This window comes from Sphingobium xenophagum, assembly GCF_031457465.1.
Classification (GTDB): Bacteria; Pseudomonadota; Alphaproteobacteria; order Sphingomonadales; family Sphingomonadaceae; genus Sphingobium; species Sphingobium xenophagum_A.
On sequence record NZ_JAVDWV010000003.1, the window covers coordinates 238,529 to 252,990 of the forward strand.

At 61.7% G+C, this 14,462-nt stretch carries 14 protein-coding genes; 2 read left to right on the plus strand and 12 right to left on the minus strand.

Features of this window, described 5'->3' with window-relative positions; genetic code table 11:
• The first annotated feature begins 13 nt into the window (after positions 1-13).
• Both J2W40_RS04310 and J2W40_RS04315 read left to right on the plus strand, forming a co-directional pair.
• Positions 14-1,216, plus strand: coding sequence for an acetyl-CoA C-acyltransferase (locus tag J2W40_RS04310; protein WP_310222155.1), 1,203 nt, complete (start codon positions 14-16; stop codon positions 1,214-1,216).
• Positions 1,217-1,224: 8 nt separating this feature from the next.
• Complete coding sequence (locus J2W40_RS04315; RefSeq protein WP_310222156.1) at positions 1,225-2,181, plus strand: SDR family NAD(P)-dependent oxidoreductase; 957 nt, start codon at positions 1,225-1,227, stop codon at positions 2,179-2,181.
• A gap of 23 nt (positions 2,182-2,204) precedes the next feature.
• Here J2W40_RS04315 and J2W40_RS04320 read toward each other — a convergent pair whose 3' ends face one another.
• The 12 genes from J2W40_RS04320 to J2W40_RS04375 form a co-directional block, all read right to left on the minus strand.
• Entirely contained in the window at positions 2,205-3,299 is a 1,095-nt protein-coding gene (locus J2W40_RS04320; protein ID WP_310222157.1) for an alcohol dehydrogenase catalytic domain-containing protein, read from the minus strand.
• Between the two features lie 34 nt (positions 3,300-3,333).
• Complete coding sequence (locus J2W40_RS04325; protein ID WP_310222158.1) at positions 3,334-4,749, minus strand: MmgE/PrpD family protein; 1,416 nt, start codon at positions 4,747-4,749, stop codon at positions 3,334-3,336.
• Complete coding sequence (locus J2W40_RS04330; RefSeq protein ID WP_310222159.1) at positions 4,746-5,252, minus strand: hypothetical protein; 507 nt, start codon at positions 5,250-5,252, stop codon at positions 4,746-4,748. The genes J2W40_RS04325 and J2W40_RS04330 overlap by 4 nt, the downstream gene beginning before the upstream one ends.
• Positions 5,253-5,255: 3 nt before the next feature.
• Positions 5,256-6,419: a phosphotransferase family protein gene (locus J2W40_RS04335; RefSeq protein WP_310222160.1), complete on the minus strand. Its 1,164-nt coding sequence runs from the start codon at positions 6,417-6,419 to the stop codon at positions 5,256-5,258.
• A gap of 25 nt (positions 6,420-6,444) precedes the next feature.
• Positions 6,445-7,374 carry a DUF7064 domain-containing protein gene (locus tag J2W40_RS04340; RefSeq protein WP_310222161.1) on the minus strand — a complete coding sequence of 310 codons (930 nt, stop codon included), beginning with the start codon at positions 7,372-7,374 and terminating at the stop codon, positions 6,445-6,447.
• A gap of 52 nt (positions 7,375-7,426) precedes the next feature.
• Positions 7,427-7,936: a hypothetical protein gene (locus J2W40_RS04345; protein WP_310222162.1), complete on the minus strand. Its 510-nt coding sequence runs from the start codon at positions 7,934-7,936 to the stop codon at positions 7,427-7,429.
• 3 nt (positions 7,937-7,939) lie between these two features.
• Positions 7,940-9,121 carry a phosphotransferase family protein gene (locus J2W40_RS04350; protein WP_310222163.1) on the minus strand — a complete coding sequence of 394 codons (1,182 nt, stop codon included), beginning with the start codon at positions 9,119-9,121 and terminating at the stop codon, positions 7,940-7,942.
• Between the two features lies 1 nt (position 9,122).
• On the minus strand, positions 9,123-10,055 hold the full coding sequence (locus J2W40_RS04355) for a DUF7065 domain-containing protein (RefSeq protein WP_310222164.1): 933 nt from the start codon (positions 10,053-10,055) through the stop codon (positions 9,123-9,125).
• A 46-nt stretch (positions 10,056-10,101) separates the two neighbouring features.
• The gene (locus J2W40_RS04360) at positions 10,102-11,610 is read right to left on the minus strand and encodes an aldehyde dehydrogenase family protein (RefSeq protein WP_310222165.1); all 1,509 of its coding nucleotides are present in this window, start codon (positions 11,608-11,610) and stop codon (positions 10,102-10,104) included.
• Positions 11,611-11,678: 68 nt separating this feature from the next.
• A complete protein-coding gene (locus tag J2W40_RS04365) occupies positions 11,679-11,957 on the minus strand; it encodes a hypothetical protein (RefSeq protein WP_310222166.1) in 279 nt (92 codons plus the stop codon).
• Positions 11,958-12,047: 90 nt separating this feature from the next.
• Positions 12,048-13,349, minus strand: a complete 1,302-nt coding sequence (locus J2W40_RS04370) for a cytochrome P450 (protein ID WP_310222167.1) — start codon at positions 13,347-13,349, stop codon at positions 12,048-12,050.
• Positions 13,350-13,660: 311 nt separating this feature from the next.
• Positions 13,661-14,404, minus strand: coding sequence for a MerR family transcriptional regulator (locus tag J2W40_RS04375; protein WP_310222168.1), 744 nt, complete (start codon positions 14,402-14,404; stop codon positions 13,661-13,663).
• Positions 14,405-14,462: the final 58 nt, after the last annotated feature.

Below are 14,462 nucleotides of genomic sequence, written 5' to 3' on the forward strand. Positions count from 1 at the left end.
AAAGAGAATGTCCATGCGCGAAGCTGCCATCGTCTCCACCGCCCGCACGCCCGTCGCCAAGGCGACGCGCGGCGCATTCAACGATACCGACGCCCCGGCGCTCGCCGGCCATGCGGTCAACGCCGCCATCGCCCGCGCTGGGATCGATCCCGCCCGGATTGAGGACGTCATTTTCGGCGCGGGATCGCAATGGGGCGATCAGGGCTTCAACATCGGCCGCACCACCGTCTTCGCCGCCGGCCTGCCTGATTCGATCCCCGGTGCGTCAGTGGATCGCAAATGCGCCGGCGGCCTCACCGCGCTCGCCTTCGCTGCGCGCGGCATTATTGCGGGCGACATGGATATTGCCGTTGCAGGCGGCGTCGAATCGATCAGCCACACACGCGACTATGCCCCAACCCATCGTGCCCGCCCCGCCGCCGTATTGGACCGCAAACCGCACGCCTATATGGCGATGATCGAAACGGCGGAGATCGTCGCCGAGCGCTATGGCATCAGCCGCGCGGCGCAGGACGAGATCGCCGCCATCAGCCACCAACGCGCCGCCGCTGCGGTAGCCGCCGGCCGTTTCACGGACGAAATCGCGCCGATCACCGTCACCAAAAATATCGTGGAAAAGGATGGCAGCATATCGGGCACCGAGACGCTGACGCTCTCGGTCGACGAAGGCATCCGCGCTGACACCACAGCGGAGGGACTTGCCCGGCTGAAGCCGGTCTGGCGCGATGGGCAGATCGTCAAGGAAGGCAAGTTCGTGACCGCCGGCAACGCCAGCCAGTTGTCCGATGGCGCGTCCGCCCAGATAGTGATGGACCATGCGACGGCGAAGGCAGAGGGACGCGAGATACTCGGCCTCTATCGCGGCTTCCAGTCGGCCGGCTGCCCGCCAGAGGAGATGGGCATCGGTCCGATCTTCGCCATTCCCAAGCTGCTGGATCGCGCGGGTCTGAAGGTCGAAGATATCGGCCTATGGGAAATCAACGAAGCCTTTGCCAGCCAATATCTCTACTGCCGCGACTTTCTGGGCATTGATCCAGAGACGATCAACGTCAATGGCGGCGGCATCGCGCTCGGCCATCCCTTCGGCATGACCGGCAGCCGCATCGCGGGCCATGCGTTGATCGAGGCGCGACGGCGCGGTGTGCGCTGGGCGGTCGTGTCCATGTGCGTCGCGGGCGGTATGGGGTCGGCTGGCCTGTTCGAGATTCCGGGCTGAGACGGCGCATGAACCAGATGCGCTTCGACGACGATGTCGTCATCATCACCGGCGGCGGCCGAGGACTGGGCCGCGAACATGCGCTCGCCTTTGCGGCGCGCGGCGCGGCGGTTGTGGTCAACGACATCGGGGTCGAACCAGATGGTCTGGCTGGATCGGCGCAGGTCGCGCAATCGGTGGTGGACGAGATCATCGCCGCCGGCGGCCGGGCGGTCGCCGATGGTCATAGCGTCACCACGGCGGAGGGCGCCGCCGCCGTGGTGCAGACCGCGATCGACGCCTTTGGCACGGTCAGCATATTGGTCAACAATGCGGGCATCATCGACTTTGCAACGCTGGAGCATATCAGCGACGACGGCTGGCGGCGGATGATCGCCGTAACGCTGGACGGCACCTTCCAGATGTCGAAGGCGGTATGGCCGCATTTCGTCAAGCAGCGTCATGGCCGCATCGTCAACACCACGTCGAATGCGGGCTTCGCGGGCAACGAACAACTCGTCCATTATGGCGCAGCGAAGCTCGGCGTGGCGGGATTCACCAAAGCGCTGGCGAACGAGGTGGGCGACAGCGGCATCACCGTAAACGCTATCGCGCCGATGGCGGTCACCCGCATGAATCGCGACGCCTTTTTCGGTGGGGCCGATGCCAGCGGCGACGATTGGCAGGCGGATATTCGCGCGGGCAAGGTGCCGATGGGACCACCCGCCATCGTCTCGCCGACGGTGCTATGGCTCGCCCATCGCTCCACCACGCTAAACGGCGACATCTTTAGCGTCTCGTCGGGCAAGGTCGCCCGCGTCGGCTTCGTCGTGGGCGCAGGCTATTTCAATCCCGACCATGGGCCGGAGTATCTGCGCGACAATGTCGACACCCTCCGCTCACTCGATGGGGCGCTCGACCCGCGCAGCACACTGGACGAACTCCTCCTCATCCCGAAGCTGTTTGGAGTACCCGCCGCCGGGTAGGGCGCTCGTGCACTCAATCGTCCCTAGAAGGAGGTGATGACGCTGCGCGCAATCGCGCCGCCCTTCAATTCCTTATAGGCGTCATTGATGTCGGCCAGATTGATCTCGCGCGAAATCAGGTCATCCAGATTGAGCTTACCCTCCAGATACAGTCGGGCATACATCGGGATGTCGTGCTTGATGTTGGACGACCCCATATAAACGCCCCGCAGATCGACCTGATTGGTCAGCAGGTCGATCGTGACATTGACGTCGATCGTGCTGGTCGGCGAATGGACACCGATGAGATAGGCACCGCCGCCCTTGCGGACCATCTTGATCGCCTGTTCCGACGTCGCCTTGATACCCACAACCTCGAATGCGTGATCGACGCCACCCTCGATCAGCCTCTGCACCGTAGCCACACTGTCGCCTGCGGATGCGTCGATGAAGTCGGTAGCACCGAACTTGCGCGCCAACGCTTCCTTCTTGGGCTGCATGTCGATCGCGACGATCCGCGCAGCACCCGCCAATTGCGCGCCGGAAATCACGTTCAGCCCAACCCCGCCAATGCCGATTACCGCGACGGTGTCACCCGGCCGGACCAACGCCGTGTTGATCGCCGCGCCAGCGCCGGTGATCGTCCCACATCCCAGCAGGGATGCCTGGGCGAAAGGCAGTTCCTTGGGCACTTTGGCAAGCTGGTTTTCATGCACCAGCGCGCGCTCCGCAAATGCGCCCGTACCGAACACCTGCGCGACCCCCTCGCCATTGCGGGTCAGGCGATGCTCATGGTCGGGATCGCTGCGCAGCGTCTCTTCAGGATGGGTGCATTGATAGGTCCGCCCACCGATGCAGGCGCGGCAATGGCCGCAAAACTGGATCAGCGATCCAACGACATGGTCACCCACCACGAATTCGCGCACTTCCGGGCCGATCGCCAGGACGACGCCCGCCAGTTCATGCCCCAGAACGGCAGGCAGCGGCACACCGAAATCCTGTTCGGCGAAATGGAGGTCCGAATGGCACAGGCCGGACGCCTTCACCTCCACCAGCACCTCGCGGCCGCGCGGCGCGTCGATATCAATCTCCTCGATCTGGAATGTGCCGTCGAGGCTGTTGAGAATGGCGGCCTTCATGATGTTCTCCAATGTTGCGAAAAGGTCAGGAATGTCAGGCGATCATGAGGGTGAGGACGGCGCGCATATCCTCCACCTCCTCCATGGTGCGGCACAGCGCAACCAGCCGGTCCAGCTTCGCCTGCGGCAGCGCGACGGCAGCGAAGGGCGCGCAGCGGCGCAGCTTGTCGGCCAGGTCGTCCCAGTCCATGGGATTGCGGCTATGGCCCTTCACATAAGGGGTTACATGGGTGAAACGCCGTCCGTCCGTCAGCGCGATCGTAACGGAAAAGCCCTCAAACTGGTCGGCATGATCGGGATCGGCGATGATGTGGACGCGCTCCATGAGCGCGCGCCGCTCTTCGTCCATGATCCGTTCGACATGTAGGTCCTGTAGGAAAAAGCCGCCGGTGATCGCCGCCGTCGCGATCGTATAAGGCGCGCTGAACATCGCTTCGGGAACGCTGCGCGGATTCCATTTCGCCACCGCCGGTTCGAATGTCATTCGCGCGCTGTTGCTGCCAACGCAGTCGATCCGGTCGATATCGCGCCAGTCCAGCCCCTCGCCCTGCATGATGGCGACCGTACTGGCTATGAAGCTGTGCGTGAATTTGCACGCGGAATAAGGCTTCATCGACAGCCCTTCGGCCAGCTGCCAGCGCGTGCCCAGATCCTCGGTCAGTAATCCGGGGCGTACATCGTCCCACGCGACATGGCGTAATATGCCGCTCGGTACGCCTTGGAATATGCCGCGCGGCGCCGTCACGCCGCGCCGCGTCAGCAGCGCCGCCTTGACCGCCGTGTCGCCAGCAAAGCTGTGCTGCACGCGGGCCATCTGCGTGCCTTCGGAATATTTATTATATTCCGACATGCCATGGACGGTGTAGGCCATGCCCATCGCATTCCATGTCTCGTCAGCGTTGAGGCCCAAAATACGTGCGACCGATGCGGCGGCGCATAGCGGCCCGTTCCATTCGCCCGGCATACCCCAGGTCGTATGATAGCGGACAAGGTTAAGCGCCGCACTGGCGCGCACGCCCACTTCCGCGCCGGTGACATAGGCGGTCAGGAAATCCCTGCCGCTAACCGGCCCACCGGCGATCCCCAGCACCGACAGCATGGCCGGCACATTCCATTCCGTGACATGACCGCCCGTCTCATGCACGTCGCCCATGTCAATGGCGCGGGCCATCACGCCGTTGGCGAACGCCGCCATGGGTGCGGGCACCCTATGCCCATGGACCAGCACGGTCGCCTGCGGCGCGCCGCCCCACTCCGCCACCTGATCGGCAATGGCGGGGCAGACCTCCCAGCCCGAACCCGCAATTGTCACGGCCAGCGTATCCAGGATCGCCCGCTTGGCGAGATCGATCACGCTGGCCGGCAGGTCGGCGTAGCGCGTGTCCGCGACCATCCGCGCCAGCGCACCAGCGGGATCATGCGCGGGCAGGACGGGATTTGCGTGCTTCATCGCGCCATCATCGCCTTGATGCTCGGCAATTCCTTCCGGTCAGGGTCCAGGCCAGTGGCGGCAAACCATATGCGTTCGCGCAACGCCTGCTTCTCGCCATAGTCCAGCACCGCGTCCCAGACGGCAGGTGCCAGCGCCACCTTGCCGTCTTCGCCCAGGATGATGCGGTCGATCAGGCCGCCCAGCGCGACGATGGCATGTTCGACCTCTGCCAGGTTCTGCCCTTCCACCGCCTTGGCCGATGCAATCGCCTGCGCCAGTTCTTCGGCATAGCCGGGATCGACCGCGGGCAGCATCGTCTCTGCCAGCGCGATCATGGCATGAAAGGAACCAGCCTCGAACGCTGCCGCCCATCGCCATTGCTGCGCGATCATCTGCAAATGACCGATGCACAAATTGACCTGATCCTTGGCGAGCCGCTCGCGCCCGGTTAAGGCGGGCAGGACCACCTGCTCCAGCGCCTTGACGATGTTCGCGATCCGCAGGTCGATACTGGGCAGCATCGGTCAGCCCTTCCGAATGAGTTGGACGATATGGCTCAGGAAGACGGCGCCGGCAGAACCCAGCCAGGTCAGCACGACTTCTTGATGATTGTTGCTGGCGATCGAAGCGCGCATGGCCTGCCCCAGATCCATGACCGCGCATTTATAGGCGTTGAGAACCTCGTAATAATGAAGCCTGACCGGGTCGATCCTGTTGCCGGAAGCAGCTTCATATTGCGTGATGAAGTCGTCGCGGGGCAACAGGCCGCTGACCAGGAAAACGCCGTCGTCGCCCCAGGCCCCGAACAATTTCTGCATGGTCCAGGCGATATCCTCATGGAAATCGCCGATATGTGCCAGTTCCCAGTCGAGGACAGCCGTGAATTGCCCGCTCGGTTCCTCGAACATGAAATTACCCATGCGCAAGTCGCCATGCACCAGCATCGGCCGGTCGCACACCGGCGCATTCTCCCGCAGCCACCGCTCGGCGAGCGCTATGACCGGCACGGGCTCCACCAGGCAATCCCACCAGACCTGCGACCACCAGTTGACCTGCCAGATGGCCGCCTGCTTGCTGTTCGCGCGCGGCGCGTCGAAAAATTCCAGATGCGCGCGCGACCAGTCGAAACGGTGCGTGATGGCGAGCGCGTCGATATATTGCGGTGCCAGCCGGTCTACCAAACTGCCGAGTTGCCCGCCCATGCCGGACACGCCCTGTTGGCCGGTATCGCTGGGCTGGGTGACCCCGCACACGAACCCCAATATGACGGCAGGCTGCCCAAGCAAGTCGCCGTCGGCATCGATCCAGTGAACTGGCGCGACCGGCATATGATTGCCCATGATCTTCTGGATCTCGCCCTCCCGCCCCCGGCAGGTTTGGGCAATAGCCTCCAGAGGATCCATCCGGAGCACCAGCCGCTCGCCGCTTGGGTTAGCGCGATGGCCCAGGGTGAAGGCGAACTGCTCTTTCGACGCGCCCCCTGACATACGCTCCACGCCGGATATAGCGATGTCTTCGAGTCCTTTCGCCTCGAAGAAGCGGGTCAGCATATCCGTCACCTGCGTGTCGGACTTCGGCCGATATGGCCCGGTATCGCGCAGTCGCAAAGTGCGTTCTAGGACATGGCGGATGCGCGGCTCCATTTCGGAGCGGTCCCATATATCGACATCGTCACGGGTCGACTTCATGGCGTGGTTTCCCATCGAGGTTGCATCACCATGCGAAGCGCCGGACATAAGGCCGTGCAAAGTTCAGATAATCACGGGTCCAGCAGAATTCGCACCAGCCCGTGCCTTCTTCGCCATTGATGGTAACCGTGACAACGGCCTCGTTCAGGGCGACGACAGGGTCGAGGTCGGCTTGATATTTGGCGAAGGCCTTGCAATCGACGAATACCGATCGGCCCTGCATATCCGTCACGGTCACGCGGAACCGATCGTGCATCATGTCGTCGTCATAATCGATTTCGTAATCAATAGCTTCGATGTGCTGCATCACGCCGTCCTTGTACAGGTAGCCGCGCGTCTCAACCTTGCCAAAGGACATCATTTCGAAGAAATGCACCGACACACCCTGTGTCGTCGCGTGGAACCATTTATAATGCTGGTTCAATCCCCAGACGCGCGGCCCCCAACTGTGATCGCGGATCATGAAGTCGTTGAGCGCATGGTCCTTACCGTCGATCCGCAGATTGCCCTTGATGATCCCATGCTGTTCGGTGCGGTCGTCGCCGTAATAGCGCGGATTGCCCTTGGGATGCATGCTGAAGGCATAGGGCGGATGGATGGCGTTCCACTGTCCTTCGAACTGGACCCGGTCGCCCGTCCATCCCAAATCTATAGTCTTGAACGGTTCACGCACGGCCATCAACAACGGCCCAAAACGCCAGTCGTCGAAATCCATACCGTCGGACACCATCTGTTCGACATCTTCCTCGATCGGTGCGTCCAGTCCCGGCCCAAAAAGATGCAACCGGCCTTTCGCTTGTCCGTTGGCGCGCACGGTCGGGTAATAATAGCCGGCGATGCCATATTGCGGCAGGACGAACTGGTGCGTGGTCGATTCTCGCCCATCCTCGGCCAGCTTATGGCGGAAGGCGTTGCGTACCGGAAAATCCGCGATCTGCTTCGTCATGTCGTGCATTTCTGGGCTCTCCTTGCCTGGCTGTTTTGCTCTATTCTAAGGTGTGCGGCGGTCAGGCTGCGGTGTCGAATAGTGCAGCCAGATCGGGCAAATCATTCCGGTCGGGATCAAGGCCGTTGCGCTTGAACCATGTCCGTTCACGCCGGGCATGACGCAACCCATGGTCGAGGATCGCGTCGATCGACACCTGTGACAGCGGCGCATGCGCCTCACCGCCCAGAATTATCGCATCGACCGCATGGCCCAGTCCGATATTGGCTTGCTCCAGCGCGGTCACACTCTCGCGGTCGCACGCTTGTGCGTCGGCGAGCGCGTCCGCCAGCTTATCCAACGGCGTCGGCGCGCTCCGCATGAGGTCGCGGGCAAGCGTCATCAAATCGTCCAGCGATATCTGTTCGTAGCGCAACGCGGCCTTCCATTGTTCGCCCATCATGCGCAGATGCCCGGCCACCAGCTGGGCCTGGTCGCGAGCAAGTCGCTGGTCGCGCGGTAGCGCGGGTAGGACGACCTGCTCCAGCGCCTTGATCATGTTCGCGATACGCAGGTCAATGTTGGGCAGCATGAGTCAGGCCTCCCGAATGAGCATGACGAGTTGCTCAAGGAAAACGGCACCGGCGGAGCCGAGCCAGGTGAGGATGATATCCTGGTGATTATTGCTTTCGGTCGCGGCACGCATCGCCTGCCCCAGGTCAATCACCGCGCATTTATAGGCGTTGAGAACCTCATAATAGCGCAGCTTCACCGGATCGATATGGTTGCCGGACGCGGCCTCATAGGCGCGCAGAAATTCATCCCGCGCGATCAGCCCGCATACCAGAAAGATTCCATCGTCCGTCCATGTGCCAAAAAGGCGCTGAATGGCCCAGGCGATATCCTCGTGGAAATCGCCGATATGCGCCAATTCCCAGTCCAGTACGGCGGTGAACTTGCCGCTTGGCTCCTCGAACATGAAATTGCCCAGCCGCAAATCGCTGTGGCACATGACGGGCGCTTCGCAGATCGGCGCATTTTCGCGCAGCCAGCGTTCCGCATAGGTCACCATCGCGACCGGCTGAACGACACCATCCCACCAGACCTGCGACCACCAGTTGACCTGCCAGATCGCGGCCTGTCGCGTTCCCGCTTCGGGCGCCGCATAATAGGACAGGTCAGCAGAGCGCCAGTTGAACCGATGCACTTGCGCCAGCGCATCAATAAATTGCGGGGCCAGCTTGGCCGCCCAATCGTCATAGCGCGTGCCGATGCCTGATACGCCATGTCCCGTACCTTCGCTCGGTTCGGTCACGCCGTCTACAAAGCCCAGGATAATCGCAGGCTGGCCCAATATCTCGCCATCCGCATCAATGCTGCGGACCGATGCGACCGGCAATATATCGGCAAAAGCCACATGCACCTGCGCCTCGCGGCCGCGACAGGTCTGCGAGATCGCCTCCAGCGGGTCCATGCGCAGCACCAACCGTTCCCCCACCGCGTCATCCCTGTGCCGCAGGGTGAAAGCAAACTGTTCCTTCGACGCACCACCGGCCATGCGCGCCACGTCGGCAATCACGATCGCATCCAGCCCTTCGGTCCTGGCGAAATAGTTCTCCAGCATGGCGATGACCTCGCTGTCGGTCTTCGCTGCATAGGGGCCTTTCACCCGGTCCCGCACGGTCCGGTCGAGTATTTCCCGGATGCGCGGCTCCATGTCGTCGCGATTCCAGATATCGATCTTGTCGATCGGCGGCGCGTCGATGATGTCGCTCATGTCAATTGCCATTGCCTTCCCAGGGAAAGCGGAAGCCGCCTTCGCCCATGCCATAGCCAATCGTCCCATCGCTCAGACGATATTCCATCATCTGTTCGACCATCACGAAACTGTCGAAGGGGAATTGCCAGCGGAACAACGGCTTGGCGGTAAATTCCCACAAGCGATCATCTTCGTCCCACAGCTTCCAATGGACATGGCGAAAGCCCATTTCATCGGCTTCATAGTCGATGACCTCTTCGACCCGCCCGATCTTATGCCAACGCTTTCCGTCGTGGAGGATTTTCTGATAGCCTTCGCCCTGTTCGGTGATGGCATGGACCGCAACGCAGGACATGCCATTGTCGAAGATCGGCCATGCCAGCCGATAATGCTGCACCCCCGCCCAGTTGCGCGGGCCGCAACTGACATCGCGAAAACCCGCGTCCTTGATAGCGATGGTCTGTCCGGTGCGCAGGCGTACCGTGCCGGTCACGTCGCAGGCACCCTCCAGATGAATATGGGCCAGTTCACGGGCGATCGCGTCATCCCCGTTGCCAGCTATGATACTGTCGCCCATCGCAAAGCGCTGATCCCAACTGAGGTCGACGCCAAAATCCTCCGTATCAATGGTAATCCGGCAAGTCTGCAAAGGCCGCACCACTTCAAGGCGCACCCCCGCAACGGTCACACCGCCTTCGGGACGATCCTGGGTGTAGGGAAGGTTCATGTTGACGCGGGTGAACAGCGGCTTTCCGTCCATGAAGAAGATCGCGAAGCCATTGGTTTCGCTAATATTCTCCATGAACCCGAAGCGGATGAACCCGCCCAGTTTTGCCTGCCGGTCATAGAAATTGAAATAATAGCTCTGGTTCCATTTAGGGATGGCCGGATTGGGAATATGACGCTCACAATTTTCAGCCATGTAAGCGTTGGTGAGTGCCGTCATGCTCATCCTTTCCATTGCCATCCCCCCTCCACGATTTTTATTTTACTTGCCTTCAATCGCCCAGCAGCGCCGTCACCGTCTTTGTTTCGGTATAGTGCAGCACGCCCTCTTCACCGACTTCGCGACCCCAGCCGGATTCTTTCACACCGCCAAAGGGCGCGGACGGATCGTTCATGCCATGGGTATTGATCCACACCGTCCCCGCCTGCAGCTTGCGCGCGGTCAGGTGTGCGCGCGACAGGTCGCGGGTCCAGATATTGGCGGCCAGGCCATAGCGGGTGTCATTGGCTTGCCGGACCACTTCGTCCACATCGTCAAATGGGGTCGCCACCAGCACCGGGCCGAAAATCTCCTCGCGCACGATGCTGGCGTCGGCGTCAGGATTGGCGAAAATAGTAGGTTCAACGAAATAGCCGTCCCGATCGCCCGTCCCGCCGCCAGTGACAAGGTCCGCCCCGCTGGCCTTGCCCTGCGCGATATAGTCCAGAACGCGCCCTTGCTGCACCTTCGACACCAACGGCCCCAGCATCGTATCGGGATCGCGCCCATGGCCGAGCTTGAAGGTCTTGGCGACCTGCGCGACGCCGTCCACCACCTTGTCGAATACGGAGCGTTCGACATAGAGGCGCGACGCGGCAAGGCAGACCTGGCCTGAATTAAAGAAGATTGCGAGCGCGGCGCCGATCGCCGCCTTGTCGAGATCGGCATCAGCAAAGATCAGCGAGGGTGACTTCCCGCCCAGTTCCAGCGTGACGCGCTTCAGATCCTTCGCCGCCGTCTGAACGATCTGCTTGCCGACGCGGGTCGATCCGGTAAAGGCGATCTTGTCGATGCCGGGATGTTCGACCAGCGCCTGCCCTGCCTCATGCCCATAGCCGGTGACGATGTTCAGCACGCCTTCGGGCAGCCCCGCCTCCAGCGCCAGTTCAGCCAGGCGCAACGCGGTCAGCGGCGTGACTTCGGACGGTTTCAGCACGATGGTACAGCCCGCCGCCAGCGCCGACGCGATCTTCCAGGCCGCCATCGCCAGCGGATAATTCCACGGCACGATCTGCCCAACGACACCGATCGGTTCGCGCACCGAGTAACTGTGATATTGGCGGCCATCGCCCGAAATCGGATTTACCTGACCATAGATTTTCGACGCCCAGCCGGCCATGTAGCGGAAGATATCGACCGCAGCGGGCACATCCACCGCCAGCGCATGATGTACCGCCTTCCCATTGTCATAGCTTTCGAGCAGCGCCAGTTCCTGGGCATGATCCTCAATCTTGCGCGCGATCGCCTCGATGATCTTGCCGCGGTCGAGCGGGCGCATCCGTGCCCATGCAGCGCTCTCGAAAGCAGCGCGCGCCTTGGTCACGGCCCGGTCCACATCCATAGCGCTGCCCGCCGGAACACTGGCGAACACCCGTCCCGTCGCCGGGTCTTCCACATCAATGGTGCGACCGTCCCCGGCCGCTTCCCATGCCCCGCCGATCAGCATCTTCTGCTGGGGAAGGCGGACTTCATGACCCTTCTCGCCATGCAGTTCGGGGGCGATCATCGTGGGTGCATTCATGGGCCATGTCTCCATTGAATAAGAAGGAGCCGCGCCCGCCTTTCAGGGCGCGGCCCAGGGGGAGCCGTTTACAAGCGCGCCGACAGGGTCGCGCCGAATGTGCGTGGTCGTCCGGCAAAGCGGACCGTCGTATCGGTGATGCCCTGGTTCGCCAGCTTCTCGCCGGATGCCGCGATGATCGACAGCGGCACATCGTTGATCGCCTGCTCGCGCTTCTGTGCCGTCACGACGATGTCGCCAAGGCCCGATGATGTCGCCTGTGGTGCAGCATCGGTCTGGCTCCAGGCCTGCGCATGCAATGCAACGGCCGATACGGTGGCGGCCAGCGTGATAATCCTCTTGGTCATGTTCAGACTCCTCCCATTTATCGCCCGGATGTTCCCATCCTGGGCCTGTGCGCCGGTCCCGCTTTGGCGGTGATCCAGCCGCGATGTGCGTCAGTTCTTCGTGAAGCGGATCGGCAGCGCCTTGTACCCGCCGACGAAATTGGTCTCGACCATGCGGGGATCGCCCGCCATCTCGACCGACTTGAGATGCGGCAGCAATTCCTCGAACAGGATGCGCATCTCCAGCTTGGCGAGATGCTGGCCCAGGCACATGTGCGGACCAAAGCCAAAGGCGATGTGCGGATTGGGCGAGCGGGTAATGTCGAAGCGGTCAGCGTCGTCAAACACCGCCTCGTCGCGATTGCCCGACGGGTAACAGATCATCAGCCGTTCCATCGCGCGAATATCCATGCCGCGCACCTGGGTATCGGCTGTTGCATTGCGCATGAAATGCTTGACCGGACTGGTCCAGCGGATCGCCTCATCCACCAAGCCGGGGATGAGCGACGGGTCCGCCTTCACCTTCGCCCAATTTTCGGGATAGAGCATCATGCCGTGCAAGCCACCTGCGGTGGACGACGATGTCGTGTCATGGCCCGCCGTGGCGATCGCGACATAATAGCCGTTCGCCTCATCACGCGGGATCGGCGCGCCGTTGATCCGCGAATTGGCGATCAGCGACAGCAGGTCGTCGGTCGGCTGCTCACGGCGCTGCGCGCTCAGCTTATCGAAATAGGTGTAGAAATCCTCGATAGAGGCCGCCCATTGCTTCGCCGCGACCACCGGGTCAGCCGCCATGTCGGGCCGCTGTTCTTCGGGATCATGCACGCCGAAAAATTCCTGCGTCAGCTTGAGCATCCGCGGTTCGTCTTCGGGTGGCACGCCGAACAGCGTCATGATAACGCGCAGCGGATAATGCAGCGCGAAATCGCGGACGAAATCGCATTCGCCATCGAAGCTCAGCAGATTGTCCACCGACTGGCGCGCCAGCACCCGGATCTGATCCTCCAGCTTGCTGATCTTGCCAGGCAGAAACCAGTTGGACGTCAACGAGCGGTAGGACGCATGTTCGGGCGGGTCCATATAGGTCAGCGACGACAAGATGCGGATTGATCCGCCGTTAATCTCACGCGTGAAGGCATCGGAGGCCTGATCGACCAGGATGGGATTGTGATCGGCGTTGTGGAACAGCTTGCCGTTGCGTTCCACTTCCTTGATGTCGGCATGTTTGGTGACGACCCAGACCGGGTCATAGCCTGGCACCTGTGCGATACCCAGCGGCATATGTTCACGCAGCCAGCGAAAAGCGCCATAGATCGTCGCGTCGTCCGTATAGCTTTTGGGCGCGATCACGATCCGCGCAATGTCTTCGGGGATGATGGGACGCACGTCGGCATCCAGCGAAGTCGCCATGAAACTACCCTCTCCTGCTACGCTGCCCTAAGTATCTTTGCGTATTGCGTATATTATTTACGTAACTTGTAATCGGGAGAGGCGTCAATCGCAAAAATCAGTCGGACCATTTGGCCGCTAAGGGACAGACAATGCCGGATTTCCGACGTTTTCCGCCGCAAATGTCGCCATCCTATCCTCAAAACTGAATGATCGTCCGAAGATTGAATAGGCTGATGGGGGTTGGGCCGCGTCGCCCAATGGAGGTGAGATCAGCAAATGCGCCATCGACGCTCGCACGATCCGGCCCCCCCCCCACGTCCCACTTGATATCAATGTTGAGCGGAGGACGGCTTGACCATTTCGTCGGGGCGATCCGTTTCCTTACCCGCGCGGATCGCATCGACATGACGAAAGAAGGCGCGCTGACGCATCAGGCCGAAGAAATCGAGCATCAGCGGAAGCGCATGTTCGACCATGGTCGCCGCTTCAGCCACATCAATATGCCCGTCGACCCGCTCCATGAAGGTCGATGCTTCCCAGCGTCCGACGAAATCCGCCGCCTCTGTGTAGAAGCCCAGAATGTCGGGCGTATAATCCAGCCGCTGGTCGAACCCGGCCTTGCGCATGTCGCCCCAGATACGCACCAGTTGCGCGCAGGTGATACTCAGCGCCTCGCCCTGATCCGTTTCGATGATATCCAATATGCCGATCTTCGCCAGCGTGCGGGCATCCTCCGTCGCATGCGGATAGCGTTCCAGCAGCGACGCGATGGTGACCGGCGGTCCATCCACGCCGACACGGTGCGCGACCAGTTGTTCCAACTGGTCGAACGCGCTGGCCTCGACCCGGCCTTCGGTGCCTTCGCCGCCGATGATCGCCTTGATCTGTGCCAGCGTCAGCCGGTTCTCACGCTGGAGCCGACGCACGGAGAGGATCGCCTGGACATGCTCCTCGCCATAGTCGGCGACCGTCTTGCGCGGCCGCTCTGGCGCCGGGATCAATCCTTCGCGCAGATAGACGCGGATCGTTTCCCGATGAACCCCCGTCCGATCCTCCAGTTCGCGCATCTTCATGATGGCGCTACAGCATGGCGCACCGGACAGGGCAAGCCGCTATGTTACTTATATACGC